The sequence below is a fragment of the Nonomuraea sp. NPDC050540 genome (assembly GCF_044457485.1).
Taxonomy (GTDB): Bacteria; Actinomycetota; Actinomycetes; order Streptosporangiales; family Streptosporangiaceae; genus Nonomuraea.
Genome location: NZ_JBITHA010000012.1, coordinates 198,203 through 223,317, shown reverse-complemented (window position 1 = coordinate 223,317; position 25,115 = coordinate 198,203). Strand labels below are relative to the sequence as shown.

At 71.7% G+C, this 25,115-nt stretch carries 28 protein-coding genes; 12 read left to right on the top strand and 16 right to left on the bottom strand.

From position 1 onward, the window contains the following. Window positions 1-117 precede the first annotated feature (117 nt). Window positions 118-768: a TetR family transcriptional regulator gene (locus ACIBI5_RS35210; protein WP_397253086.1), complete on the top strand. Its 651-nt coding sequence runs from the start codon at window positions 118-120 to the stop codon at window positions 766-768. Further along, a complete protein-coding gene (locus tag ACIBI5_RS35205) occupies window positions 756-1,040 on the top strand; it encodes a DUF6204 family protein (RefSeq protein WP_397253084.1) in 285 nt (94 codons plus the stop codon). Before ACIBI5_RS35210 ends, ACIBI5_RS35205 begins: the two co-directional genes overlap by 13 nt. A 119-nt stretch (window positions 1,041-1,159) precedes the next feature. Here the strand turns inward: ACIBI5_RS35205 and ACIBI5_RS35200 are convergent, their stop codons facing one another. Next, window positions 1,160-2,206, bottom strand: coding sequence for a tyrosine-type recombinase/integrase (locus tag ACIBI5_RS35200; protein ID WP_397253082.1), 1,047 nt, complete (start codon window positions 2,204-2,206; stop codon window positions 1,160-1,162). A gap of 123 nt (window positions 2,207-2,329) precedes the next feature. Between ACIBI5_RS35200 and ACIBI5_RS35195 the strand changes: the two genes are divergently transcribed. Continuing rightward, window positions 2,330-3,469 (top strand): macrolide family glycosyltransferase, encoded by a 1,140-nt coding sequence (locus tag ACIBI5_RS35195; RefSeq protein ID WP_397253267.1) that lies wholly within the window; start codon window positions 2,330-2,332, stop codon window positions 3,467-3,469. Window positions 3,470-3,549: 80 nt separating this feature from the next. On the opposite strand, the gene ACIBI5_RS35190 is transcribed toward ACIBI5_RS35195, so the two are convergent. After that, window positions 3,550-3,906: a 5-carboxymethyl-2-hydroxymuconate Delta-isomerase gene (locus ACIBI5_RS35190; protein ID WP_397253080.1), complete on the bottom strand. Its 357-nt coding sequence runs from the start codon at window positions 3,904-3,906 to the stop codon at window positions 3,550-3,552. 234 nt (window positions 3,907-4,140) lie between these two features. On the opposite strand from ACIBI5_RS35190, the gene ACIBI5_RS35185 reads away from it, so the two are divergent. Continuing rightward, on the top strand, window positions 4,141-4,983 hold the full coding sequence (locus ACIBI5_RS35185) for an EamA family transporter (RefSeq protein WP_397253078.1): 843 nt from the start codon (window positions 4,141-4,143) through the stop codon (window positions 4,981-4,983). Between the two features lie 21 nt (window positions 4,984-5,004). Here ACIBI5_RS35185 and ACIBI5_RS35180 read toward each other — a convergent pair whose 3' ends face one another. After that, a complete protein-coding gene (locus tag ACIBI5_RS35180) occupies window positions 5,005-6,534 on the bottom strand; it encodes a UDP-N-acetylglucosamine 1-carboxyvinyltransferase (RefSeq protein WP_397253076.1) in 1,530 nt (509 codons plus the stop codon). A 16-nt stretch (window positions 6,535-6,550) separates the two neighbouring features. Then, window positions 6,551-8,275, bottom strand: coding sequence for an enoyl-CoA hydratase-related protein (locus ACIBI5_RS35175; RefSeq protein WP_397253074.1), 1,725 nt, complete (start codon window positions 8,273-8,275; stop codon window positions 6,551-6,553). 275 nt (window positions 8,276-8,550) lie between these two features. On the opposite strand from ACIBI5_RS35175, the gene ACIBI5_RS35170 reads away from it, so the two are divergent. Further along, window positions 8,551-9,012 (top strand): hypothetical protein, encoded by a 462-nt coding sequence (locus ACIBI5_RS35170; protein WP_397253072.1) that lies wholly within the window; start codon window positions 8,551-8,553, stop codon window positions 9,010-9,012. A gap of 90 nt (window positions 9,013-9,102) precedes the next feature. Here ACIBI5_RS35170 and ACIBI5_RS35165 read toward each other — a convergent pair whose 3' ends face one another. The 3 genes from ACIBI5_RS35165 to ACIBI5_RS35155 form a co-directional block, all read right to left on the bottom strand. Then, window positions 9,103-9,342, bottom strand: a complete 240-nt coding sequence (locus tag ACIBI5_RS35165) for a hypothetical protein (RefSeq protein ID WP_397253070.1) — start codon at window positions 9,340-9,342, stop codon at window positions 9,103-9,105. Window positions 9,343-10,893: 1,551 nt separating this feature from the next. Continuing rightward, entirely contained in the window at window positions 10,894-11,247 is a 354-nt protein-coding gene (locus tag ACIBI5_RS35160) for a nuclear transport factor 2 family protein (RefSeq protein WP_397253068.1), read from the bottom strand. Window positions 11,248-11,345: 98 nt separating this feature from the next. Then, window positions 11,346-11,864: a YceI family protein gene (locus ACIBI5_RS35155; RefSeq protein WP_397253066.1), complete on the bottom strand. Its 519-nt coding sequence runs from the start codon at window positions 11,862-11,864 to the stop codon at window positions 11,346-11,348. 115 nt (window positions 11,865-11,979) lie between these two features. Here ACIBI5_RS35155 and sigJ point away from each other — a divergent pair, with 115 nt between their 5' ends. Beyond that, window positions 11,980-12,894: an RNA polymerase sigma factor SigJ gene (gene sigJ / locus ACIBI5_RS35150; RefSeq protein ID WP_397253064.1), complete on the top strand. Its 915-nt coding sequence runs from the start codon at window positions 11,980-11,982 to the stop codon at window positions 12,892-12,894. A 39-nt stretch (window positions 12,895-12,933) separates the two neighbouring features. After that, a complete protein-coding gene (locus ACIBI5_RS35145) occupies window positions 12,934-13,764 on the top strand; it encodes an NAD(P)H-binding protein (RefSeq protein WP_397253062.1) in 831 nt (276 codons plus the stop codon). 52 nt (window positions 13,765-13,816) lie between these two features. Here the strand turns inward: ACIBI5_RS35145 and ACIBI5_RS35140 are convergent, their stop codons facing one another. Continuing rightward, window positions 13,817-14,218 (bottom strand): PadR family transcriptional regulator, encoded by a 402-nt coding sequence (locus ACIBI5_RS35140; protein WP_397253060.1) that lies wholly within the window; start codon window positions 14,216-14,218, stop codon window positions 13,817-13,819. Between ACIBI5_RS35140 and ACIBI5_RS35135 the strand changes: the two genes are divergently transcribed. Further along, window positions 14,152-14,748, top strand: coding sequence for a class I SAM-dependent methyltransferase (locus ACIBI5_RS35135; protein WP_397253058.1), 597 nt, complete (start codon window positions 14,152-14,154; stop codon window positions 14,746-14,748). The genes ACIBI5_RS35140 and ACIBI5_RS35135 overlap by 67 nt on opposite strands. On the opposite strand, the gene ACIBI5_RS35130 is transcribed toward ACIBI5_RS35135, so the two are convergent. Genes ACIBI5_RS35130 through ACIBI5_RS35110 form a run of 5 tightly spaced genes read right to left on the bottom strand, consistent with a single transcriptional unit; the run spans window position 14,745 to window position 17,485 of the window. Next, entirely contained in the window at window positions 14,745-15,050 is a 306-nt protein-coding gene (locus ACIBI5_RS35130) for a DUF952 domain-containing protein (RefSeq protein ID WP_397253056.1), read from the bottom strand. The genes ACIBI5_RS35135 and ACIBI5_RS35130 overlap by 4 nt on opposite strands. Next, window positions 15,047-16,057 (bottom strand): aminotransferase class V-fold PLP-dependent enzyme, encoded by a 1,011-nt coding sequence (locus ACIBI5_RS35125; RefSeq protein ID WP_397253054.1) that lies wholly within the window; start codon window positions 16,055-16,057, stop codon window positions 15,047-15,049. The genes ACIBI5_RS35130 and ACIBI5_RS35125 overlap by 4 nt, the downstream gene beginning before the upstream one ends. Continuing rightward, window positions 16,054-16,611 (bottom strand): GNAT family N-acetyltransferase, encoded by a 558-nt coding sequence (locus ACIBI5_RS35120; RefSeq protein WP_397253052.1) that lies wholly within the window; start codon window positions 16,609-16,611, stop codon window positions 16,054-16,056. Before ACIBI5_RS35120 ends, ACIBI5_RS35125 begins: the two co-directional genes overlap by 4 nt. Before the next feature lie 20 nt (window positions 16,612-16,631). Next, window positions 16,632-17,165, bottom strand: a complete 534-nt coding sequence (locus tag ACIBI5_RS35115) for a TetR/AcrR family transcriptional regulator (RefSeq protein ID WP_397253050.1) — start codon at window positions 17,163-17,165, stop codon at window positions 16,632-16,634. Beyond that, the gene (locus ACIBI5_RS35110; protein ID WP_397253048.1) at window positions 17,162-17,485 is read right to left on the bottom strand and encodes a DMT family transporter; all 324 of its coding nucleotides are present in this window, start codon (window positions 17,483-17,485) and stop codon (window positions 17,162-17,164) included. The genes ACIBI5_RS35115 and ACIBI5_RS35110 overlap by 4 nt, the downstream gene beginning before the upstream one ends. A 98-nt stretch (window positions 17,486-17,583) precedes the next feature. Here ACIBI5_RS35110 and ACIBI5_RS35105 point away from each other — a divergent pair, with 98 nt between their 5' ends. Further along, complete coding sequence (locus tag ACIBI5_RS35105; protein ID WP_397253046.1) at window positions 17,584-18,540, top strand: radical SAM protein; 957 nt, start codon at window positions 17,584-17,586, stop codon at window positions 18,538-18,540. 5 nt (window positions 18,541-18,545) lie between these two features. Here ACIBI5_RS35105 and ACIBI5_RS35100 read toward each other — a convergent pair whose 3' ends face one another. Both ACIBI5_RS35100 and ACIBI5_RS35095 read right to left on the bottom strand, forming a co-directional pair. Further along, on the bottom strand, window positions 18,546-20,012 hold the full coding sequence (locus tag ACIBI5_RS35100; protein ID WP_397253044.1) for an AAA family ATPase: 1,467 nt from the start codon (window positions 20,010-20,012) through the stop codon (window positions 18,546-18,548). A gap of 18 nt (window positions 20,013-20,030) precedes the next feature. After that, window positions 20,031-20,897, bottom strand: coding sequence for a GNAT family N-acetyltransferase (locus ACIBI5_RS35095; protein ID WP_397253042.1), 867 nt, complete (start codon window positions 20,895-20,897; stop codon window positions 20,031-20,033). Window positions 20,898-21,047: 150 nt separating this feature from the next. Here ACIBI5_RS35095 and ACIBI5_RS35090 point away from each other — a divergent pair, with 150 nt between their 5' ends. Both ACIBI5_RS35090 and ACIBI5_RS35085 read left to right on the top strand, forming a co-directional pair. Beyond that, on the top strand, window positions 21,048-21,557 hold the full coding sequence (locus ACIBI5_RS35090; protein WP_397253040.1) for a hypothetical protein: 510 nt from the start codon (window positions 21,048-21,050) through the stop codon (window positions 21,555-21,557). Window positions 21,558-21,590: 33 nt separating this feature from the next. Beyond that, entirely contained in the window at window positions 21,591-22,496 is a 906-nt protein-coding gene (locus tag ACIBI5_RS35085; RefSeq protein WP_397253038.1) for a DUF4097 family beta strand repeat-containing protein, read from the top strand. A 357-nt stretch (window positions 22,497-22,853) separates the two neighbouring features. On the opposite strand, the gene ACIBI5_RS35080 is transcribed toward ACIBI5_RS35085, so the two are convergent. After that, entirely contained in the window at window positions 22,854-24,074 is a 1,221-nt protein-coding gene (locus ACIBI5_RS35080) for a vanadium-dependent haloperoxidase (protein WP_397253036.1), read from the bottom strand. 146 nt (window positions 24,075-24,220) lie between these two features. Here ACIBI5_RS35080 and ACIBI5_RS35075 point away from each other — a divergent pair, with 146 nt between their 5' ends. Further along, a complete protein-coding gene (locus ACIBI5_RS35075) occupies window positions 24,221-24,949 on the top strand; it encodes a phytanoyl-CoA dioxygenase family protein (RefSeq protein WP_397253034.1) in 729 nt (242 codons plus the stop codon). The last annotated feature ends 166 nt before the right edge of the window (window positions 24,950-25,115 follow it).

Genomic DNA, 25,115 nt, shown 5'->3' with positions numbered 1-25,115 from the left:
GCGGGCGGGTGGAGGGCGGAATCCGGCTGCACGCACCCCCCGGGGTGGAGGTAGGTACACCCCGGGCGGAAATATTGGAGTGCATGGCAAAAAGAGAGTGTGGTTGGATTTCTTCCCGTGAGTGAAGGCCTGCGCGAACGCAAGAAGCAGCGCACCCGCCGCCACCTGTCCCAGGTGGCCATGGCGCTGTTCGTCGAGCGCGGCTTCGACGCGGTCACCGTCGCCGAGGTCGCCGCGGCCGCCGAGGTGGCGGTCAACACCGTCTACAACTACTTTCCGGCCAAGGAGGACCTCGTCCTGCCGCCCGAACAGGCCTCACCGGGCCGCCTGGCCGCGATCGTGGCCGCCCGCCCGGCCGGGGTGAGCGCCGCCCGCGCCGTGCTCGACCACCTGCGCGAGGAGGTACGGCGCCGCGACCGGAACCTGGGCCTGAGCGAGGGGTTCGCCCCGGTCTACCTCATGATGCGCGCCGCCCCCACCCTCACCGCCCGCCTGGAGGAACTGGGCCGCCAGATGAGCGAGGAACTGGCCGCCCGGCTGGCCGACGAACACCCCGGCGACCGGCCGGCCGCGCGCGTGATCGCCTGGCAGCTCGGGGCGGTGCACGCGCTGGTCTACACCGAGATCGGCGCCCGCGTGGCCGCCGGCCAGCCGCCCGGCCAGATCGCCGACGCCGTGCTCGGCCTCCTGGACGCGGCCGAGTCCGCGCTCGGGCGGCCGCTGCTCGGCTACGCCGTACGAAAGGACGAACCCCCATGTTCCGTGTGACCGTGCGAGGCAGCTTCGGCCCCCTCGACGAGCAGGCCCGAGCGGCGATCGAGGCCGCGGCAGGACCCGCCTACACCCCCGCGGGGACCTTCACCCACGACGCCACCATGGCCGCCTTCACCTTCCGCTGCCAGGTGGCCGCCGGACCCGCCGACGGCGAGGCCGAAGCCGGGCAGGCGGCCCTGGCGGCGCTGGCCGCGCACGGACTGCCGCACCGGGTGCTGAACCTCGCCGTGACCGACCTGCGCCAGGTCAAGATCCGCCGCCGGTGAGCGGGCGGGCCCGGCGCAGCCCCGCGTACTCCAGCACCGCGTAAACCGCCACCACGACCGCGCCCACCAGCACGAACGCCACCCCCAGCGCGGTCAGCTCCAGCAGCGGCGAGGAGCCCTCAGAGCGGCGGCTTGGGGGAGCGCAGCAGCGGATGGGCCCGCATGGCCACCTCCAGCTCACCCGGCAGCTCATCGCGGTAACGGCCCAGCGTCGACAGGTCACTGTGACCCAGCACCCGCCGCACCGCGTCCATGTCGACCGCGTCAGCCAGCAGATGCGTCGCCGTCGTATGCCGCAGCCCGTGCGGCGTCACCGACCGGCGCCGCTCCGGATCCACCCGGGCCTGCACCCGGTCGATCACCGCCTGCACGTCACCGCGCGCCAGCCGCCGCCCCCGCCACGACAACAGCAACGCCTTCTCCTGCGGCGGCCCCGCCCCCCGCTCACCCAGCAGGTACGCCTCCAGCGCCCCCGCCACGCCCTCCGGCAACGGCACATCCCGCGTACGCCCGCCCTTGCCGAAGATCCGCCAGTAGCGCACCCCGTCGTTGGTGTAGAAGTCCTCCACATTGGCCCGCACCAGCTCCGACACCCGCGGCCCCACCGCCGCCAGCAGCAACACGATCAGCCCGTCGCGCAGCGGCATCCGCTGATCGCGGCGCCCCTCACCCTCCTGCCCGCCCAGCTCCCGCGCCGCCCCGATCAGCCCCTGCGCCTGCTCACGCGTCAGCGCCCGCCGCTCGGCCCGCAGCCCGCCCCGCTCGCGCGCGCTGACCGTCACCGCCGCCATCGGATTGATCTGCACCCACCCGGCCAGCGTCGCGTGCTTGAACAACGCCGAGATCGACCGGCGAAAACGCGCCTGCGACGAGGCGCTCTGCAACGACGTGCCCGGCGCCGCCCGCACCGCCTGCCCGTCCTGCGGTGAGCGCCGCCCGTCCGGCTTGCGCGCGAACGCCAGCAGCACCGCGTCGACGTCCTCGCCGCTCAGGTCGTCGAGCACCGCACCGTCCCCCGCCAGCGCCACCAGCGTCGCCACGTCGCGCGCGTAGACCTCCGCCGTGGCCGGCGACAGCGCCCCCGTCACCGTCTTGGCCCGCACCAGCTCCACATAGCGCGCCACCGCCTCCGCCACCGTCAACCGGTTGAGCTCCGCCGGCCGCACCCGCCCACCTCCACCTCTGGACCACGCCACCATGGAAAGATCCACAGCCGACGGTAGCGACCGGCACCGACAAAATCGATCGGCTCTCACCCACGGGGGAACACCACCTTGCCGCACATCGCCATGGTCAGCATCCCGGCACCCGGCCACGTCAACCCGAGCCTGGAGGTCATCCGCGAACTCGCCGCCCGCGGCCACCACGTCACCTACGCCAACGCCCCCTCCTACCGCGACATCGTCCAGGCCGCCGGCGCCACCCACCTCCCCTACACCTCGCTGCTGCCCCAGGGCGCCGCCTGGCCCGAGGACACCATCGCCCAGCTCGACCTGTTCCTGCGCGACAACGTCTCCATGACCCCGCAACTGCGCGCCGCCTACACCGGCCGGCGCCCCGACCTGTTCCTCTACGACATCGGCGCCGCCCCCGCCCGTGTCCTGGCCGAACAGTGGAACATCCCCGCCATCCAGCTCTCACCCACCTACGTCGCCTGGGACGGCTACGAAACCGACATGGCCCCCGTGATCGAACAGCTGTACGCCACCCCCGAAGGCGCCGACTACCACCGCCGCGCCGGGCAATGGCTGCGCGAGGAGGGCATCGCCACCCCGCACGCCGACTTCGTCGGCCGCCCGCCCCGCTGCCTCGTCCTCATCCCGCGCGCCCTGCAACCCCACGCCGAACGCGTCGACCCCGCCGTCTACACCTTCATCGGCCCCTGCCTGGGCGAGCGCGGCACCTGGAGCCCGCCCGCCGGCGTCGGCAAGATCCTGCTCATCTCCCTCGGCTCCGCCTTCACCGACCAGCCCGCCTTCTACCGCACCTGCCTGCGCGCCTTCGGCGGCCTGCCCGGCTGGCACGTCATCATGCAGATCGGCCGCCGCCTGAGCGCCGCCGACCTCGGCCCCATCCCCGCCAACGTCGAGATCCACCCCTGGGTCGAACAGCTGGCCATCTTGCGCCGGGCCGACGCCTTCCTCACCCACGCCGGCATGGGCGGCGCCGGCGAGGGCCTGGCCTGCGGCGTCCCCATGATCGCCGTCCCGCAGGGCGTCGACCAGTTCGCCAACGCCGACCACCTCGTCGCGCTCGGCGTGGCCCGCCGCATCGACACCGGCGACGCCACCCCCGGACTCCTGCGCGGCGCGCTGCACGAGCTCACCACCGACCCGCAGGTCGCCGCCCGGCTGGCCGCCGTCCGCCACGAACTCACCGTCGAGGGCGGCGCCCGGCACGCCGCCGACCTCATCGAAGCCGCCCTCTGAGGCCGCGGGGCCGTACCCTCACCCCGGGGGTACGGCCCCGCCCAGGGCGAACACGCCCGGCCCGCGCACCGAGGCCAGGCCTACTCCAGGACCACCTTCTGGTAGACCTCCAGCTCCCGCACCTCCACCGTCAGCTGCACCCGCACCCCCGTCACCGGCCGCACCCACCGCGCCAGCAGCTCCACCGCCACCTGACCCAGCCGCCGCCGCACCTCCTCCGCGCGCCCCGGCAAGATCGCCACCTGCGCGTGCACGATCGCCTCCCGCGCGTCCCCATCGGCGATGACCGCGTCGTCGATCCGGTAGAAGCGCGACTTGAACGCCTCCACCCGCCCCCCGACGACCGCCGCGCCCTGCTCATGCAACGCCAGCGCGAAGGCCCGCCGATCGAACGCCTCCCGCAACACGGCCGAATACTCCACGGTGACCTGCGGCATCCCGCTCACTCCCTTTCGCCCGGATACGCCCGCACGACGCTCACCCCTGCCGGAGACGCACGCCAGGTCACCGGCGGGGGAGTGCGGCGGCGGCGCTCTCCAGGTCGTCGACGCCGCCGGACATGACCGTGCCCCCCGGCAAACGGACGACCACCCCAGCAGGAATGGTGACATGTAACAGAAACCCGTGCTAGCTTCCCCGTTACATGTAACGAAAGCTGTGAGGGAACCACCATGTTCGCCATCGTGCTCGCCCTGGGTGCCAGCCTCGGCTGGGGAGTCTCCGACTTCCTCGGCGGCCTCAAAAGCCGCACCCTGCCCGTCCTGACCGTGCTCCTGATCTCCCAGAGCACCGCACTCGTCCTGCTCACCCTCATCGCCGCCACCCGCGCGGCCGCCCCACCCGACGCCGCCACCCTCGGCCACGCCGCCATCGCCGGACTCGGCGAACTCGCCGGCATCGCCGCCCTCTACCGCGGACTGGCAGTCGGCACCATGTCCATCGTCGCCCCCGTCGCCGCCACCGCGCCCGCCGTCCCCCTGCTCATCGGACTGGCCACCGGCCAGATCCCCGGCCCCCTCCAGCTCACCGGCCTGGCCCTGGCCATGCTCGGACTGGCCGCCACCTCCTACCGGCCCGGCACGAGCACCGGCCCCACCGCCTCCACCCTGCCGAGCATCCTGTACGGCCTGCTCGCCGCCGCCGGCTTCGGAACCTTCTTCCACACCATGCACCACGCCGGCCAGGGCGACGTCGGCTGGGCCCTGCTGACCGCCCGCCTCACCTCGGTCCTCGCCCTGGCCGCCGTCATCATCGTCACCCGCCACCGCGTCCGCGTCCGCGCCACCGACCTGCCCCACCTGGCCGCGATCGGCGCCCTCGTCATCGTCGCCGACTTCCTCTACACCACCGCCTCAACCCTCGGCCCGGCCGGCGTCGCGGCCGTCCTGGCCTCCCTGCACACCATCGTCACCATCGCCCTGGCCCGCATCATGCTCAAAGAACGACTCCGGCGCGCCCAGCAGATCGGCATCGCCATCTCCCTCATCGGCGTCCTGGCCATCTCCGCCGGCTGACAGCACGCGCCGCCGTACCGCTCAGATGTCGCGGAACGTCTCGATCTGCGCGCCCACCGCGTTCAGCCGCTCCGCCAGCTCCTCATACCCCCGGTTGATCACATACACGTTCCGCAGCACCGACGTGCCCTCGGCCGCCAGCATCGCCAGCAGCACCACCACAGCCGGACGCAACGCCGGCGGGCACATCATCTCCGAACCCCGCCACCGCGTCGGCCCCTCCACCAGCACCCGATGCGGATCCAGCAGCTTCACCGACGCCCCCAGCCGCGTCAGCTCCGTCAGATAGATCGCCCGGTTGTCATACACCCAGTCATGAATGAGCGTCGACCCCTGCGCCACCGCCGCAATAGCCGCAAAAAACGGCACATTGTCGATGTTCAGCCCCGGAAACGGCATCGGATGAATCTTGTCGATGGGGGAGACCAGCTTCGACGGCCGCACCGTCAAATCCACCAGCCGCGTACGCCCGTTCGCCGCCGCATACTCCCCGCCCCGATCATGATCGAGGCCCATCTCCTCCAGCACCGCCAGCTCGATCTCCAAAAACTCCACCGGAACCCGCCGAATCGTCAGCTCCGACGACGTCACCACCGCCGCCGCCAGCAAACTCATCGCCTCCACCGGATCCTCACTGGGGGAGTAGTCCACATCCCGATCGATGACCGGCACCCCATGCACCGTCAACGTCGTCGTCCCCACACCCTCGACCTTCACCCCCAGCTCCTCCAAGAAGAAGCACAGGTCCTGCACCATGTAATTCGACGACGCATTACGGATCACCGTCACCCCGTCATGCCGCGCCGCCGCCATCAGCGCGTTCTCCGTCACCGTGTCCCCACGCTCGGTCAGCACGATCGCCCGCTTCGGCGACACCCCGCCATCCACCTGCGCGTGATAGAACCCGCCCGTCGCCGTGATATCCAACCCGAAATGCCGCAACGCCGACATGTGCGGCTGCACCGTCCGCGTCCCCAGATCACACCCACCCGCATACGGAATCCGGAACCGCCCCGTCCGATGCATCAACGGCCCCAAAAACATGATCACACTCCGGGTACGGCGCGCCGCCTCCGTATCCATCGCCTCCAGCTCCAACCGGCCAGGCGGCACGATCTCCAGATCACTACCCTCATTGATCCACCGCGCCCGCACCCCGATCGACGCCAGCACCTCCAAAATCCGGTAGACCTCCTCGATCCGCGCCACCTTCCGCAAAGTCGTCCGCCCCGCGTTCAGCAACGACGCGCACAACAACGCCACACACGCGTTCTTCGACGTCTTCACATCGATGCCGCCCGACAACCGCCGCCCACCGACCACCCGCAAATGCATCGGCCCCGCATACCCCAGCGACACGATCTCACTGTCCAGCGCCTCACCAATCCGAGCGATCATCTCAAGACTGATGTTCTGATTACCCCGCTCAATCCGGTTCACCGCACTCTGACTCGTCGCCAACGCCTCCGCCAACTGCAGCTGCGTCCAACCACGATGCTGACGCGCATCCCGAATCAGCCGCCCGATCCGCGCAAGATAGTCATCCGCCATAGCGCGACAACCTATCTCACATATGAGATGCCGCCGCCCCCCACCCCTCCCGATGCACCGCCAAATACCCCGGCGTCACCTCCGCCCGCACCTTCCGCACAAAAGCCGACCGCGCCGCCCGAAAACCCCGCCGGTCATCGAACATGTCCCGGCTCATCTCCGCCAGCTCCTCCACCCGATACGCATCCAACGGCTTACGCCGCTCATCATCGGCACGCGCCGCCCCCTTCGCCGCCACCAGCGCCTCCCACTCCGCCCCCGACGCCAGCCGCTCCGCGAACTCCAGCACCGACCGCTCGAACTCCAACCGGCCCCCACCCAGCACATGATCAGCCAGCCCCAGCTCCACCGCCTCAGCCGCCCCCACCGGCAACGCCCCCTCCGTCAACCGCTCCGCCGCGGCCACCCCCACCCGCCGCGCCAGCACATACGTCCAGAACTCACTCCCGTACAACCCCATCGTCCGATAATGCGGATTCAGCACCACCCCCTCCCGCACCAGCACCCGATCCGCACCCAGCGCCATCATCACCCCGCCCGCGCCCGCACTACCCCCCACCGACGCCACCACCACCTGCCCCGAACACTCGATGATCTCCCGGCACACCGCGTTGATCGCATTGATGTTCATCCACGCCTCCAGCTCCGGATGCGCCGCCGCCTCGATCACATTCAAATGAATGCCATTCGAAAACGTCTCCCCACCCCGCACCACCAGCACCCGCGTGTCCTGCTCACCCGCATACCGCAACGCCGCCGCCAACCTCCGGCACTGATCCGTCGACATCGCCCCGTTGTAGAAGTCGAAACTCACCACCCCCACACCCGCACTGCGCTCATACGTGATCTCCGTATAACCCGCACGCTCCTCCAGATGACCCACCCGATCACCCAGCACCATCACCGCCGGCAACTTCACCCCATCCGCACGATCCAGCCGCAGATGACCCACCCACACCGTCCCATCACCGGTATGCACCAGCACCGCCCCCTCACGCCGCGCCGCCACCGCACCCGGCCGCCCCACCAGCGCCGGACCCCGATACACGTCGAACACCCGCACCGCCAGCCCGCACAACTCCGCCCGGCCACCCGGCGCCCCATCGGCCGCCCGCACCCGCCGCACGATCACCTCCGTCGGCTCCGACCACGACACCACCCGATCCGCATGCCGCATCGCCGGACGCAACCGCCCCACCACCTCAGGCCGCCCATAATCCAGCGGCACCGGCACGAACCCCGCCTCACCCGCCTTCTGCGCCACCTCCAGCACCAGCTCCACCGCCGCGTCCGCCACCGGCCCGTTGTACAAAGCCGACTTACGCGGCGCCTCCACCGGCAGCGGGAACATCCGATACCCCCAGATCGGCCCCGCGTCCATCTCCGCCACCGCCTGCAACGCCGTCACCCCCCACTCCGGCTCCGCATCCGCGATCGCCCAGTCCAGCGACGACGGCCCCCGGTCCCCGGGCGGACCCGGATGAATGATCACCACCCGGTGCCGCTGCCACAACAACCCCGGCACCTTCTCCTTCAAAAACGGACAAATAACCAAATCCGGCTTCGCCAGCTCCGCCGCCTCGAGCATCACCCGCTCCGACAGCGCCAACTCCACGCTCACCTCATGACCGGCACGCCGCAACTCCAGCCACGCACGCTGGGTCAGGCCATTGAAAGACGAGCAAAGCAACAGGATGCGCAACGGAAACAGCCTCCGGACGATCGCGATGAAGGACGACACCCCGCCGACAACGGGGGAGAGGGCGGGCGGGGGACACCCCTCAGATGGCCGCACCCGGGCGGCGGACCTCAAGGGTTTCGGCAGCCCCAAATGACCCGTACATGCCACAAGATGTTGACACGAACCGGCACTCCCCGCTGACAATTCACGCAAAATCACCAACTATCTGGTACGGCGAAGCCAGGGGAGTGGCCCCACCCTGCGGAAAAGCCCATCAAAAGCCCCCTCCGACACGATGGACCCCTGATCTGACCCCCACACGGAAGGTCGATGTCATGCGTCTACGCGTCCCGCTCCTGCTCGCCGCCGTCGCCGCCACGGGCCTGCTCACCGCCACACCGGCCACCGCGGCACCGGCGGCGACGGTGCCCTACGCGGCCGACTCCGGCGACTCGTGCAAGCGCGGTTCCACCGAGGGGACCCTGGAATGGGTCACCGGGCCCGTCATCAGGCCCACGGTCAAGGTGGCGGGAACCCTGTCCGACGAGCGCGCGTTCTCCACCTGCGCGCCCGACGACATGTACAGCCGGGCCAGTTTCAGCGCCTACCACGGGGCGGACAAGGTGGCCGGCGGGCAGGTCAAGGCCGACGACGCCACCGTCCCGGTCGCGCTGACGCTGGCCGACGCCTCGGGCGTGCGGCCGATCGACCGGGTCGTGGTGCAGGTGTGCCGCTACAGCAACAGCCCCGTCGGCATCGGCTATTGCGGTCCCGCGCAGGAGTACAAGGCCCCGTGACGGCCCCTTTCCGCGCGCATTAGCTATACCGGACAGAATTCACCTTCTGTCCGGTATAGCCTATTTTGGGGTTATTTAGCGGCGGGTGGTTCAGAGGCGGCGGACGAAGCGTGCGGCGGCGCGATGACTCATGCCGGTCTCGCCGCGAACCAGGAAGACCGCCTCCTGCACCTGTCCGAGCGCCTTCATCTCCAGCGCCTGGCCGACCAGGTCGGCGCTGGGGGCGGGGCGGTTGCGGGGGCGGCGGGTGAGCCGGGCGGCCAGCACGATGAGCCAGATGGCACCGGCCGCCACGACGCCGGTGAGCGCGACGAGGGCCGTAGTCGACATGGCCTGCGTGCTGCCCGCGCCGGACGAGATCATGCACGCGCGCCCGCCGGACTTGCCAGGGACGCCTGCGGCGGGGCGTCGCCGTGCCCGCGTCCGTCGTGCCGTGCCCGCCGTGCTGTGCGACGGGGTTCTGCGGGCGGGCCCTGGACGCGGCGCGCGCTCGCGGCGTGGGTGAGGCGTTGCGGCAGGATGGCTTGTGTGGGGTTTTCCCGGGTCGGGCCGATCGTCCGCGTTTGCTCGATAATGTACATTATGTCAAGTTAACGTGATCTTGACCCTCGTCTCGGCGCGCCCCCTTGTCTGGGGCCACTTGTGCCGGTGCGTCCCGCCGCTCCCGTCGCCGAGCGCCTGTGACGGGGAAGAGTGCCCGCCCCGGGGACGGTTGATCCGGCTGACGGCCCCAGGCTCCCTCGGCTCGTTGACGCACTCGTCCGCCGCGACTGTGTGACCCCCGGACGGCCTGGGTCGTGTGGGCGGCGAAGGCGTGTGGGTGGTCGTGACTCATGGTGGCGGTCCCCCGGCGCGCGCCGGCGGCCGGGCGTGAACGCCGGGGTAATGCGGTGTGGCGGGAGAGTTGGGCTCCGCTCCCCCGCGGGTGGCCGGCAGCGGTCGGTTGTCATCTCATTTCTTTGCGTGCCTGCCATATTCCTGTGTGAATTTCCGGAAAGTGATTGCCCGTGAAGCGTTAAAGCGGTTGACCGCAATCCGGATAATCGCGCGATGGCCTGGGTGGCCTGGGGATTCATGCGTTCAACTGTCGAAATTTGCACCATCTCACGTGTTGGTCGGGAATTGACAGGTGCGGGCTTCTGGCGTGATGATCCATCGGTGGGCGAGGCCGTAAAAGATGGCCTTGTTCGGACATTCACTGAAATGTCCTTTGTGTGCTCCGGGCCCGGTGGGGGCGCTGGGGGGTGGTCCCCCGGACTCGGCTGCCGCATGCCCGCGCCGCTCCGGTGCGCGGGCATGCGGCCTTACTCCCTGTGCCCGGTGGGTGGCTTCTCCCCCACACCGGTGGGCATGGTGGACACGTCTGTGCGTTGGTGGCGGGCGCGCAGCCGCTGTGGTCGGGGGCGGAGCCGGCCGGGGACGCCATGGCGTGGAGCGGCTGCCGACCCTGGGGTATGAGGTGCGGGCGGCGGGTAGCGGTGGGGTGCGGGTGCGGCCGGCGGCGTTGCGGGGTCGGTGGTGGGGCGCGGGTCGCCGGCGGCGGGGGTTGACGAGGAATCTTGACGAGTCGTTGAAATGCCGCCTTGGATGGTTTTGGTGCGCTTACTCTGGATATCTGGTACGCGTCCGGAAGGGGACCCGCATGGGGAACGAAGTGTTGTGCCAGGTGTGTCAGGGGGTGCTGCCGGCGACGGGTCGTGAGTCGTATACGGCGGCGCGTGGGCGGTTGATCGTGTCGAACGGGTATTGCCAGGGTGGGTGCGCGGAGCGTGCCGAGCCGGCGGTGCGGGCGGTTCGGGTGGGTGCGGCGCCGGGTGCGCCGGCTCCTGCGGCTCCTGCTCCGGCTCCGGTGGGCGCTCCCCCGGTGGCGCGGGTGCGGGGTTAGCTCTCGTGCCAGTAGTCCCTGGTTTGTAGGGCGCGGCCGTCGCTGTCGAAGGTGATGAAGACGCAGCCGGCCAGGGTGTGGTCGCCGTCGGTGACGCGGTATTCGATGGCGGCGTGGTTGCCGTCCACCATGGGTGGGTCGAAGTGTGCGCGGGGTGCGTGTTCTTCGGCGAAGGATCGGTGGATGTAGGCGGCGATCTCTGCTTTTCCGCGGTGGGGTGGGCGGAAGGGCATGGAGGTGTGGACGGCGTCGTCGGCGTAGAGGGTGAGGATGGCGTCGGCGTCGTGGTGGGTCCAGCCGTGTTGCCAGGTGTCGGCGAAGTGCCGGGCGTGGGCGCGGGTGTCGGGCATGGGGTGATCGTAGGGGCGCCGTGGGGGTGCCAGGGGGCCGGGGCGCGTACGGCGGGCGGGGTGTGCCGTTGGAGCGGGCGCACGCGCACTGACGGGGGTCAGGGGCGGCGGGTGGCGATGGCGTCGAGTTCGAGGGTCACGTGGGGGCTGATCATGAGGGTGGTGGCGGCGTTCCAGTTGACGTGCCAGTCGTGGCGGTTGACGGTGAGGGCGGCTTTGAGGCGGGGGCCGTCGTCGGTGGCGCGGTAGTGCAGGTCCAGGGTGATGGGCCGGGTGGTGCCGCGGATGGTGAGGTCCGCGGTGAGGGCGAAGCTGGTGGGGGTGCGCCGGCGCACGTCGGTCGAGGTGAGGGTGATGGTGGGGTGGTCGGCCAGGCGCAGGAAGTGGGTGAGCAGGTGCTGGTCGCGCTGGGGGTTGCGGGTGTGGAGGCTGTGGGTGTGGATGGTGAGGTCGATGGTGGAGTTGGCGGGGGTTTCGGCGTCGAGGTAGGCGTGGGCGTCGTATGAGGTGAAGTGTCCGTGGACGCGGCTGGCCATGGCGTGGCGGGCGGTGAAGCCGATGCGGGTGCGGGCGGGGTCGAGGGTGTAGGCGCCGGTGAGCGCGCTGAGCTTGGTCATGGTCGTTCGACGAGGTGGGCGGGCGGAATGTGAGGTGCCGGTGTGACCTCACATTTGGTGGTGGTGTTTCGTCGTAGGGGTGACGGCACAGCCACCTGAGGAGGTCGGGGACCTGATGAGCAGCCCTGTGGATCCGAGCCTGAGCGCGGTCATGAGTGAGCGGCGGCAGTTGATCAGTCTGGCGTATCGGCTGCTGGGGTCGCTGGCTGATGCCGAGGATGTGGTGCAGGAGACGTATGTGCGCTGGTATGCGATGTCGCGGGAGCGGCAGGAGGCGATCGAGTCTCCGGGGGCGTGGCTGACGAAGGTGGCCAGCCGGATCTGCCTGGATGTGCTGGGTTCTGCGCGGGCGCGGCGGGAGTCGTATGTGGGTGAGTGGCTTCCGGAGCCGTTGCCGGATCGTACGGATTGGGCGGCGGGGCGGCTGGGTGGAGCGGTGGTCGATCCGGCGGATCGGGTGACGCTGGATGAGTCGTTGAACATGGCGTTTCTCGTGGTGCTGGAGTCGATGACGCCGGCGGAGCGGGTGGCGTTCATCTTGCATGATGTGTTCCGGTATTCCTTCGCCGAGGTGGGCGAGATCGTGGGGCGTAGTGCGGGGGCGTGCCGTCAGCTGGCTTCTTCGGCGCGGCGGCGGGTGCGGGAGGCGCAGGTGCCGCGTACCGCGGTGGCGCGGCAGGCGGGTGTGGTGCGGGAGTTCAAGCGGGCGTGGGAGTCCCAGGACATCGAGGCGCTTTTGGGGTTGCTGGCTCCGGATGCGACGGCGGTGGGTGACGGCGGCGGTGTGGTGAGTGCGGCGTTGCGTCCGGTGGAGGGTGCGCGGGCGATCGCGGGTTACATCGTGGAGATCGCACGGCTGGTTCCGGGGCTGTCGGTGGTGGAGCGCACGGTCAATGGCCGGCCTGGTCTGGTGGCCGTGCAGGAGGGGGTCACGGTGGTGGTGATGGCGTTCGAGGTCGCCGGTGATCGGATTCAGCGCATCTGGGGTGTGCGTAATCCGCACAAGCTGCGTTCGTGGAGCATGGACTGAGCTGTCGCCTCGGGGGTTCGGCGGGAAAGGGTTCTGATCGTGATTCTGGTGACGGGTGCCAGTGGCAATGTGGGCGCTTGTGTGGTGCGTGAGCTGCTGGAGGCGGGTGAGAAGGTACGGGTGCTGACGCGTGATCCGGCGGCGCACGTCTTCCCCGAGGGGGTCGAGGTCGTGGCGGGTGATCTGCGGCGGCCGGAGTCGTTGCCGGTGGCGCTTTCGGGGGTGGAGCGGGTGTTCCTGTTCCCGGTGTTCGATGCGGCCGGTGCTTTCTGCGTGGCGGCGCGGCAGGCGGGTGTGGGGCAGGTGGTGGTGCTGTCGTCGTCGGCGGTGACGTTCGCGCGTCCGGGGTGGGTGGGTGAGCAGCATCTGCGGGTGGAGGAGGCGGTGCGGGCGTCGGGGCTGGCGTGGACGTTCGTGCGGCCGGACGCGTTCATGACCAATGATCTGGCGTGGGCGCCGCAGATCGCCGCGGGCGGGGTGGTGCGGGGGGTGTACGGCGGGGCGGCGCTGGCGCCGGTGGATCCGCGTGACGTCGCGGCGGTGGCGGTGCGGGCGTTGGTGGATCGGCTGGTGGGTGAGGCGTTCGTGCTGACGGGGCCGCAGTCGCTGACGCAGGTGGAGCGGGTGCGGATCATCGGTGAGACGGTGGGGCGGCCGTTGCGGTTTGAGGAGGTGGCGCGGGAGGTGTTCGTGGAGCGGGCGGTGGGGCATGGGATGCCGGCGCCGGTGGCGGCCGAGCTGGTGGAGGGGCTGGCGGCGCGGGTGGGCGTGGTGGCGGAGGTGTCGCCGGTGGTGGAGCGGGTGACGGGGCGGGCGGCGTTGACGTATGCGCGGTGGGTGGCGTATCGGGCGGCGGCTTTCGGGGGCTGATCGGGAGGGTCGGGGAGCATCGAGGTCCTCCGAACGGCGGGGCGGGCCGGGGTCAGGTGGTCCCGGGCGCGAGCCGGGTCGGGCTGGGTGCCGGTGTGCCGTCGTGGGCGGGGGCGGGTGTGGGGAGTGTGCGGGCGAGTTCGGCGCCGGTGGTGGTGAGGCGGTACAGGTGGCGGGCGGGGCGTCCGCGGGGCGGGTCGCTTTCCCAGGAGGTTTCGACGAGGTCGCGTTCGGCGAGGCGGATGAGGATGGGGTAGACGGTGCCGGCTTTCAGGTCGAGGGTGCGGCACAGGTCGTAGCCGTGGCTCCGGTCCGTGCCTTTGCGGGCGAGGGCGGTGAGGATGGCCGCGGTCTGTCGTGAGGGGCGTCGTGCGGGAGGATGGTCGCATGGTGGTGAAGGACGGCGGGCGGTGGAATCACAACATCCATTTCCATCCCCGCATCCTGAGCGCACTCCCCCACGATGCCCGGCGCGCCCTCGACGTCGGCTGTGGTGAGGGCATGCTCGCCCGCGAGCTGCGGCGCCGCGTGCCGCGGGTGACCGGCATCGACCTCGACGCGCCCAGCGTCGAGCTGGCCCGTGAGCAGCCCGGCGAGATCGACTACATCGTCGGCGACTTTCTCACCCATCCGTTCGAGCCCGCTTCCTTCGACGTGATCGCCTCGGTCGCCACCCTGCACCACATGGACGCCGCGGCCGGGCTGGCGCGGATGCGGGAGCTGCTGCGACCCGGCGGCGTCGTGGCCGTCGTCGGCCTGGCCCGCAGCACGATGCCCGGGGACCTGCCGCGTGACCTCGCCGGTATGGCTGTGGGCATGGTGCACCGTGCGGTGAAGGGTCACTGGGTGCATCCCTCGCCCATGGTGTGGCCGCCGCCGGTGACCTACCCGCGGATGCGGGAGCTGGCTGCGGAGATTCTGCCGGGCTCGCGTTTTCGCCGTCATCTCCTGCTGCGCTACACCATCGTCTGGCGCAAGCCCTAGCTGCGGTTCGCCCCCGGGACGAAGGGGTGGGTGGCGGTGACGCTGGCGGCGGGCAGGGGGCCGTACAGGTGGGGGAAGCCGCCTTCTTCGCGGACGTCCAGGCCGGTGGGGTCGATGTGCAGGACGAGCAGGGGTTCGGTGACGCCGGTGTAGAAGGTGGCGGCGACCTGGTCGAGCTGGGTGTGGTTGTGGCTGCAGTGGATGAAGCCGACCTCTTGCAGGGTTTTGCCGAGGGTGGAGACCTGGTAGCCGGCGGGTCCGGTGGCGTGCCAGTCGGCGGCCAGGGCCAGGTGCAGGATCATGACAGGGCCTCCAGGGCGCGTTCGGCGTCGGCGAGGGTGTTGTAGGCGTGGAAGGACAGGCGGGCGCGGCCGGCGCGGGTGGCGGCGGTGATGCCGGCGGCGGCCAGGCGGGCGGGGTCGGCTTCCAGGGACAGGATGGGGCTGTCGCCCGGGGGCAGGCCGAGTCCGGCGCGGACGTGGTCGGCCAGGGCGAGGTTGTGCGCGCCGACGGCCCGCACGCCGAGGGTGGTGAGCAGTTCGAGGGCGGGGGCGGCGCCGACGTAGCAGAACCAGGCCGGTGACAGGTCGAAGGCGCGGGCGTCGTCGGCCACGCGCAGGGGCATGCCGTAGAAGGCGGTGTCGGGGTCGGGGGCGCTGTACCAGTTGGCGGCCAGGGGGCGCATGCGCTCGCGCAGGCGGGGCGAGAGGTAGCCGAAGGCGGCGCCGCGGGGGGCCATGAGCCATTTGTAGGCGGCGCAGACCAGGGCGTCGATGCCGTCGGGGGTGATGGGCAGCCATCCGCAGGCCTGGCTGGCGTCGGCGATGACGAGGGTGTCGTGCTGGCGGGCGGCGTCGATGATGTCGGCCAGGGGGGCGCGTTCGCCGGTGGCCGACTGGATGAGGCTGAAGGCGACGGCGGTGGTGGCGGGGGTGATGTGCTCGGCCAGGCGGGCCAGCGGGGCGGTTTCCACCTCGGCGGCGACCGCCCAGGGGAAGACGTTGCTGGTGAACTCGATGTCGGGGACCAGGACGCGGGCGCGTTCTGGCAGGGCGGTGGCGATGGTGGAGTTGATCTGGGAGGCGGTGGAGCTGATGGTGATGTCGGCGGGGGGCGCGCCGATGAGGTGGGCGAAGGCGGTGCGGGCGCGGCCGACGCTGTGGTCCCAGGGCTTCCAGTCGCTGCTGCCGTGGCGCCACTGGTCCAGGACGCTCTGCAGTTCGGTGTGGGCCTGGCGGGGCGGCAGGCCGTAGCTGGCGGTGTTGAGCCAGCCGGGGCGGGCGTCCCACAGGGTGTGCCAGGTGGTCATGGGTTCTGCCATTCGCGGGCGAGGATGGCGTAGACGGCTTCGGTGGCCCATTGTCCCTTGACGTACTCGTTGTCGATGAGGTGGGCCTCGTGGCGCATGCCGAGTTTTTCCAGGACGCGGGCGGAGGCGTGGTTGCGGGCGTCGAGGCGGCCGACGATGCGGTGCAGGCCGAGGTCGTCGAAGCCGAGGCCGAGCAGGGGGCGGGTGGCTTCGGCTGCGTAGCCGCGGCCGTGGAAGCGGGGGTGCAGCACGTAGCCGATCTCGCCCTGGCGGTGCTGTTTGCTGGTCCAGATCAGGACGCAGTTGCCGACGAGTTCGCCGGTTTCGGTGAGGGTGATGGCCACGTCGATCGCTTCGCCTTCGTCGAGCAGGGCGGTGCGGGCGATCTTTTTGTCCAGGAAGGCGCGGGTGGTGTCGAGGTCGCGTGGTTCCCAGTAGAGGTAGCGGGCGACTTCCGGCAGGGATTCGTAGGCGTGCAGGTCGTGGAGGTCTTCGGGGGTGAAGGGGCGCAGGGTGAGGCGTTCGGTGGTGATCGGGTAGGTGGGTTTGAGCACGGACGAAGTGTAGGCATCGGTCATTCGGGGCGCGAGGCGTTTTCCAGTGCGAGCGCCAGCAGGGTGCGCAGGTCGTCGAGGGGGCGTTGTTCGACGACGTGTTCCAGCCACAGCGCGCAGACAGTGGCGTACAGCAGGCGGGAGCGGGGGTGGGCGGGGGGCAGGCCGAGGTGGTCGGCGGTGACGGCGAGGCAGCCGTCGCTCCAGCGGCGGGCGATCGTTTGCAGGGCGGGGTCGCGGCCGGCGTGCACGTACAGCTCCCACAGGCCGAGCTGGTGCGGGCGGTCGGCGTCGGCCAGGTCGTCGGCCAGGCCGGTGAGGCCGTGTTCGCGCAGGTGGCCGAGTTCGCGTTCGACCAGGTGGGTGAAGGCTTCGGCGAGCAGGTCGTCGCGGGAGGCGAAGTAGTAGGTGGTGGCCGCCAGGGGCAGGGCGGCGCGCTGGGCGACGGCGCGGTGGGTCAGGGCGGCGAAGCCGTTCTCGGTGAGCAGGCCGACGGCGGCGTTGAGCAGGGCGGTGCGGCGCTGGGTGGCGCGGGCCTGGGGTTTTTTGGTCAATGCGTTCCCGCGAGGTTGAGGACGACGACGCCGGCGATGATGAGCACGATACCGCCGATCTTGAGCGGGGACAGGCTCTCGCCCATGAACGCGAAGCCGATGAGGGCGATGGCCGCGGTGCCGGCGCCGGACCAGATGGCGTAGGCGGTGCCCATCTCCAGCTGGAGTTGCAGGGCCTTGCCGAGCAGGGCGAAGGAGGTGGCGTATCCGGCGATGACGCCGATGCTCCAGCCGAGGTGGGTGAAGCCGTTGGCAAGTTTGAGCGCGGAGGTGGCGGCGATCTCGCTGGCGATGGCGAGGGCGAGCAGGATCCAGGCCATGGGGGTGGAGCCCTTCCCAGAAAGTGGTACGTTCGTGCCAGTTTAGATGCGGCGGATCCGCTTGCCAACACAGTCGAATACGTGTTCCACTTGGGCTCGTGGAGTGGGACGCGCTTTCGCTACTCGAGGCCGGCGAGCACAAGCCGCTGATCGAACGGCGTGCGGTGCTGCGCGGCGGCTTCTACGAGACCCAGGCCCGCACCATGATCGAGCGGGTGCCGCCGGCCGCGGGCATCGCCCAGCAGTGGGGCGTCTCCCCCTATCGCGGCTGCGCCCATGCCTGCCGCGGCTGCGGCGCCCGCGCCGGGCATCGCAAGCTCGGGCTGGACGCCGGGCGCGACTTCGACACCCGGATCGTGGTCAAGGCCAACGCCGTGGCGCGGTTGCGGGCGGAGCTGGAGCGTTTCGACGGCGCGCCGGTCGCGGTGGGGCTGAGCGGCGACTGCTACCAGGAGGCCGAGCGCACCTACCGGCTGATGCCGGGCGTGGTGGCGGCGCTGCGTGATGCGGGCGTGCCGTTCACCGTCTACACCAAGAGCTCGCTGGTGCTGCGTGACGCGGAGGTGCTGGCGGCGGCCGGCGCGCGGGTGGCGGTCTCGATCGCGTTCGTCGACGAGCGCATCCGGCGGGCCGTCGAGCCGGGCGCGCCCGGGGCGCAGGCCCGCCTGGAGCTGGTGGCGGCGCTGGTGGAGGCCGGGGTGGCGTGCCGGGTGCTGATGGCGCCGGTGCTGCCGCTGCTGAGCGATGCCGCCGACCAGCTGGGCGCGACCGTGCGGCGGATCGCGGCCAGCGGCGCGGGCGGGGTGGAGGCGATCGTGCTGCGCCTGCCGCCGGCCACCCGCGCCTGGTACATGACGTGGCTGGGGCGGGCCCATCCCGCCCTGGCCGAGCGCTACGAGGAGCTCTACGATCCGGCCGGGTTGCCGGCGCCGGGCTACGAGCAGCGCATCCTCGGCCAGATCGAGCAGCTGTGCCGCGGCTACCACCTCGACTTCGGCGCCCCCGCTCCCCCGCCCCCGCTCGTGCCGAAGGCGGCGCAGCTGGCCCTGGTGTAGCCGGGTCAGGGGCCGTGCAGGTGCATGCCGGGCCCGAACATCGGGGCCGGGGTGTCGAACAGGTCGGCCTCCTGGCCCTCGTGCACGCGTTCGCCGGAGCCGAGCAGCGCCCGGGTCAGCGTCTGGCGCTCATCCAGCATCTCCTCCAGCGCCCGGCCCAGGTGCTCGCCGGTGAGCGTGGTGAGGCTCTCGGCCCGCCGCAGCGCGATCAGGACCGCCCGGCGCAGCAGTTCCTTGAAGAACGAGGCGGTCGCGCCGTCGGTGCGCTCCACGATCGGCTCCAGGTCGGCCTCCAGCCGCATGTCGCGCGCGTACAGGCGCAGCAGTTCCCGGCGGCCGGCCGCGTCCGGCTTGGGGATGCGCACCGCCAGGTCCACGCGGCCGGGGCGGTCGGCCAGCGCGCGCTCCAGCACGTCGGCGCGGTTGGTGGTGAGCACGAAGGTGACGTCGGCGTCGGCGCCCACGCCGTCCATCGCATCCAGCAGCGCGAACAGCAGCGGGTTGCCGTCCTCGGTGTAGGAGCGGTCGCGGGCGACCAGGTCGACGTCCTCCAGGATGACGATCGCCGGCTGCAGGCGCCTGGCCAGGCCGGCCGCCTGGGTGACGAACCTGATCGCCGAGCCGGTCATCACGATGACGGTGCACTGGCGCATGCGGCCCATCAGGTAGCGGGCGGTGTGGGTCTTGCCGGTGCCGGGCGGGCCGTGCAGCAGCAGGCCGCGTTTGAGGTGCTGGCCGTGCTCGCGCAGCCGTACGGCGTGCTCGCCGATGCCGATGATGTGGCGCTCGATGCCGTCCAGCACGCCCTCGGGCAGGATGACCTGCTCGGCGCTCACCTGGGGGCGGGGCAGGAAGGTGACCAGGTCGTTGCCGCGGTGCTCGCTCCATTCGAACGACAGGATCTGGCCGCGGTAGATGTCGTGGGCGCGCATGTGCCCTTCGATCGCCTCCCGGGTCCGGGTGGCGATGGCGCGGTCGGTGGCCAGCACGACGACGTTGCTCTTGGGCGGGCCGTGCTGCTGCGGGCCGCGCAGCCCGATGACGACGGGCTCGCCGTCGGGTGAGCGGGCCAGGATCAGGCCGAGCGCGATGACTTCGGCGCTCTCGTCGGGGCCGATGGGCGCGGTGGTGTAGTCGACGGCGCCGGGCTCGAAGCGTTCGTAGCCGCGGGCGGCGCTGGCGAGCATGTTGACGAAGTCCTCGTGCTCGCGGCCCTGGCCGGCGACGCCGAACCACTGGGCGTGCGGGGCGTGTTCGGCCAGGTAGGCGTCGATGCCGCGCTGGAGGTTGACGTGCTCCCAGGCGGGGAAGGTGGCGATCACGTTGGCGATGTGCTGCAGCGGGCTGCCCAGGTGGCCGGTGACGCGGGCGACCAGCTCGGGGGTGGGCTTGGACTGGTTGATCTCGTGGTGGGCGTCCCGGAGAAGCTCTTCGAGGGCTCGGGCCAGCTTCGTGGCGTCGCTGAGATCCATGGGCTCAACAGTGGCAGGTCAGCTGGAGAGATTCAGCCGGATTTCGGTGACCTGGTAGCCGGCCCGCCGGAAGGCGGCGGCCATGGGGGCGTTGGCGAGGTCGGTGGTGGCGGTGATGCGCGCCGCGCCGTTGCCGGCGTGCAGCCGGGTGATCTCGCCGAGGATCTCATCGACGTAGCCGCGCCCGCGGTAGTGCGGCACCACGCCGAGATAGCCCACGTTGACGTGGTACGGCGTGGCCGACGGGATCGCCATGCCCGCCACCTGCCCGTCGGGGGTGTGGGCCAGACGCCACCAGTGCCGCTCCCCCGGCGCGTTGAGGTAGAAGTCCATCTCCTCGCGGGCGCTGGCGCGCGCGCCCTTGGCCGCGACGCTCGCGCGGGTCTGCGCGTCCAGGCTGCCTTCGGCGATGCGCTCGAACACGTCCAGGAACTCCTCGTCGCCGGCCTGGGCGAAGCGCAGCGCGCCGGTGGCGGCGGGCACGCCGGCCTCGGGGGTCCAGGCGAACTGCAGCCGTTCCACCTCGCGCGTGAGCCCGGCGGCGTGCGCGGCCGCGCGCCGCCAGCCCACGGCGGCCGCGGTGGCGGGCTGCTCGCGCCAGCCGCCGGCGGCCTTGACGGCGTATTTCACCGGGCCCGGGATGGACGCGAGCGCGGCGCCGATCAGCCGGGCGGCGATCGCCGTGCGCCCGGGTGCCGCCGGGTCGACGTCCAGGCAGTCCAGCGCGACCGGGTGCGGGGCGGTGGCCGGTCCCCACCACAGCGCCCGGCCCACCATGCGGCCTTCGGCGTCCTCGGCGATCCAGGTCCATTCCGGGCGGTACATGCCCGCGGCCAGGTCGTGGAGGTAGCGCTCGGCGTCGATCCAGCCGACGGGCTCGCGCACGGTCCAGGCGGTGACGCGCTCGAGGTCAGCCGGGCTTGTGGAGCTTGTGGAGCTTATGGGGCGGAAAGCAATCACGTGGGCAGGTTAGCCCCTTCTGTCCTGATGCCATTCTGGCTTGCGCTGGCGCCGAATTGGCGCCATAGTGGCGTCATGGATCTCACGTCGTACGCCGAGCGGCTCCGCCGGGAGCTGGCCGTCGCCGCGCAGGGCGGCGGCGAGGAGGCGGTCGCGCTGGCCGGGCGGCTCGCCGCGCCCCTGGAGTCCTCCGTGCGGCTCATCTTGCTGGAGGCGCTGTCGGAGGCCGCCGACGAGATCACCCGCGATCTGGCGCCCGGCTCGGTGGAGGTGCGCCTGCGCCGAGGCGAGCCGGCCTTCGTCCTGACGCGCTCGCCCGCCGAGCACGCCTTCGACCGTCCCCCCGAGCAGGACGCGGAACCGCCCGCCGCCGCGGGCAAGGACGCCAGGGACGGCGGTACCGCGCGGATCAACTTCCGGCTGCCCGAGCAGCTCAAAGGCCAGATCGAGGAGGCCGCGCGGCAGGAGGGCCTGTCGGTCAACACCTGGCTTGTGCGCGCCGTCGCCGCCACGTTCGAGTCGTCCGCCCGCCGCGGCCCGCGCAGCCCCGCCGGCGGGCGCCGCCACAGCGGCTGGGTCGGCTGAGCGGTCCACACCAGCATCTTCAGGAGGTTTCCCATGCCGACGTTCGACACGCCCGAGCCGATCACGGTCAGGATCGACCTGCCCGGCGGCGACGTCACCATCATCGCCGGCGACCGCGCCGACACCGTGATCGAGGTGCGGCCGGGCGACGGCGAGCAGGAGGAGGAGGTCCGGGCCGTCTACGACGGCGCCACCCTGGTGGTCTCCGCCGGGCCGCGCGACCCGGGCCTGTCCGGGGTGGTACGGCAGGCGGCCGCCACCGCCGGCGGCAAGCCCGGCTGGAGCCTGTCCGGGCTGATGCGCATGCTGGGCGAATGGGGTCGGTCCTCCCCCAGCGTGACGATCGAGGTGCCGGCCGGCTCGCACGTGCAGGGCGAGGCGATGGCCGGGGAGTTCCGCTGCATCGGCCGGCTGGGCGAGGTCCGGCTGCGTACCGACTACGGCGACATCCGCCTCGACCAGGCCGGCCCGGTCCGCCTGAGCACCGACAGTGGCGAGATCACCGTCGAGCGCGCCCACGGCCGCGCCGAGATCACCACCGGATCCGGCGAGGTCAGGATCCACGAGATCGACGGCAGCGCCGTCATCAGGAACGACGACGGCGAGTGCGCCGTCGGCGAGGTCACCGGCGACCTGCGGCTGAGCGGCGTGCACGGCGACATGCGCATCGAGCGCGCCCACGCCGGCGTCGAGGCCAAGACGGTGTACGGCAGCGTGCGGATCGGGCAGGTGAGCCGCGGCACCGTGGTCCTGACGAGCACCGGCGGCGACCTGGAGGTCGGCATCCGGCAGGGCACGGCGGCGCTGCTGGATGTGAGCACGGCCGAGGGGCGGCTGGTCAACACCCTGCAGGCCCGTGAGGGGCCGGAGGGGTTCGAGGAGACGGTCGAGATCCGCGCCCGCAGCCATGAGGGCGACATCACGATCCGCCGCGCCTGACCACCCCCGCTCGCCGCCGACCCCGCCGGCTTTCGCGGCGAACCGCGCCGGGAAAGACCGCGTGGGGGCGCGCGGTGAGGGAGGTGCACCGCGCGGGGAGGCCGTGCTCCGCCCCCGGCGCGACCGGGGCGGTGCCCGCCGCCTCGGCGGCCCTGTGCCCGTCACCGTGGAGCAGCCGCTTGCTCTTCACCGCGACAGCGGTTTCTTGCTTGCCGGTATCGCGCGTCTTTCACGGAAGCGGCGCCTGTCCCCCGGGCACGGGGAACAGGCGCCGGTAGTGGCCGGCCCTGGGGGTGGGGCCCGCCACCGGTCTTCCACCCCCGCCCCCGGCGGTGTGGCCGCCAAGGGCGGCGGAGGCTAGAAGAGCAGGCCGGGCAGGTGCAGCAGGGAGTGCAGCGCCACGCGCCGGCCCAGTTGCGCGCCGGCGTCGTCGGCGTCGCGGGTGTGGATGCCCGACCAGACGCGGGCGTCCAGGTTCTCCTGGGTGAACTGCCGCCAGGAGGTGTAGGTGCGGTCGGCCCCGGGCGCCACCACGCTGGAGGCGGTGATGGGCCGGGCCGGGCGTGGGCCGGTCAGCGCGGTGAGGACCTGCTCGGCGGCGCCGGCGTAGGCGGCGTGGCCGCTGACGTAGTCGGGGTGGGGCGGGGTCTCGTGCAGCGGCGTCCAGCCGGTGTGGCCGGCGGCGCGCAGCGCGGTCACCGGCCGCCAGCGCACGTGCGCGTACTTGGCGTCGGACACGGCGATCTGCGTGTCGACGGAGGCCACGTGGAAGGCGGCCACCAGCCCGGCGCGGGCGGCCAGCGGCCACGACGCCTTCTGCTCCAGCGTCCCCCGCAGCACCTGGGTGAAGATCGGCAGCGGGGTGGTGGCCCAGAACTGCGCCACCGCGGTCTGCTCGGGCGTGCGGGCGGTGGAGTCGGCGGCGCCGTAGAGGCGGACCTCCTCCATGTCGCGGCGGTAGCGCTCGGAGTCGAGGGGGTCGGGCGTGGGCCGGAACTGGCCGGCGCCGTCCAGCAGGAACGGCTTGGCCTGGCGCAGGCCGTACTGGATGGCGGGGGTGTTGGCCGGCGGGGTGGGCTGCCAGACGCCCGGCGCGCCCGGCTGCGGGTGGTAGGCGGCGTCGACCGAAGCCGGGTCCAGGCCGTCGCCGGCGCGCTCGGCCAGCAGGGCGGCGGTGGCGGCCTTGCCGGCGGCGATCCCGCGTTCCTTGGCCTGCCCGTCGGGGATGCGCGCCAGCGTGCCGGCCAGGACCGCGTCCAGCTGCGGCTTTCCGGGCGGCGCGAAGTCGAGCAGGGCCGCGTGCACGGCCGAGGCCAGCGCGGCCTGCTGGTAGGCGGCCGGGGCCAGCGGCTGGCGCACCAGCGCGCGGGTGGCCGCGGTCCATCCGATCGCCCACACGCGCGAGTTGGTCGCCGCGGCGGAGGCGCCGCCGAGCTTGACGGTCAGGGCGGAGGCGTCGTACCACTCCAGGGCGACGTCGACCGCGCTGCCGGTGCGCGCGGCCGCGGAGGTCGAGGTGAGGGTGGTCGGAAGTACGGCCAGCACGAGCACGGCCGCTATGCGGGATAAGCGCGACATCGAGCCGGTGGTCCTTTCTGTGGGAGTGCCTGGGCGTAACGCTCGTGCCGGCGCCGATCGGCGGCAACCCCTACCCGGGCCTTGGCCTGCGGCTCTGGGGTGACGCAGGGGGTAAATCGGTGGACATGGTCGTTAGCGTGGCGGGCATGGATGTCATCGACGTGGAGCGTTTCGCCGCAGACGGTTTCGCCAAGGTGGAGGCGGTCGTCGAGCCGGAGGTGGCCGATGCGGCCCGCATGCTGCTGTGGCGCCAGATCGGCCTGTCGCCCGACGATCCGGCTTCCTGGCGCGAGCCGGTCGTGTGGGCGATGGACAACACCGGAGAGGGCCCCTACGGGCAGATCATGAGGAGCCCGCGGCTGCACGCGGCCTACGACGCCGTGGCCGGGCCGGGCGGCTGGCAGCCGCGCGGGGCGCTGGGCATGGTGCCCGTGCGCTTCCCGCATCTGCCGCCGGTCGAGGACCGCGGCTGGCACATCGACGCCAACACCCAGCGCGGCGACGGCAGCTGGGGCGTCAGCGGCCGTTCGCGGACGATGCTGCTGCTGGTGCTGCTGTCGCACGTGGGGCCGCACGACGCGCCGACGCGGGTGCGGGCGGGCTCGCACCGCGACGCCTTCGCCGTGCTGGGCGAGGACGCGCTGGACGCGATGGTGGCCGGGCCGCTGGTGGATCGGGCCAGCGCGCACCGGCCGCCGGCGTATGCGACGGGGGCGCCGGGTGATGTGTACCTGCTGCACCCGTACACGGTGCACGCCGCCGACGAGCACCGCGGCCACGAGCCCCGTTTCATGTCGCAGGGGCCCATCATGCTGACCGAAGCGGTCGACGGGCAGGGGGCGAACGTGCTGGCGCGGGCGCTGTCGGCGTCCTGATCGCCGGAGGTCTTTTGTGGGGTCTCCACAACATGGGGGCCCCACCATGCGCGATGCGGACATTGGTATACCCGGCGGTGATCGAGCAGGGTATGGGGACAGGGTGCAGGCGACGCTCCGGGTTTCGGACGTCGCCTTCTGTGCGTTACGTCTTGGGGAGGCTCAG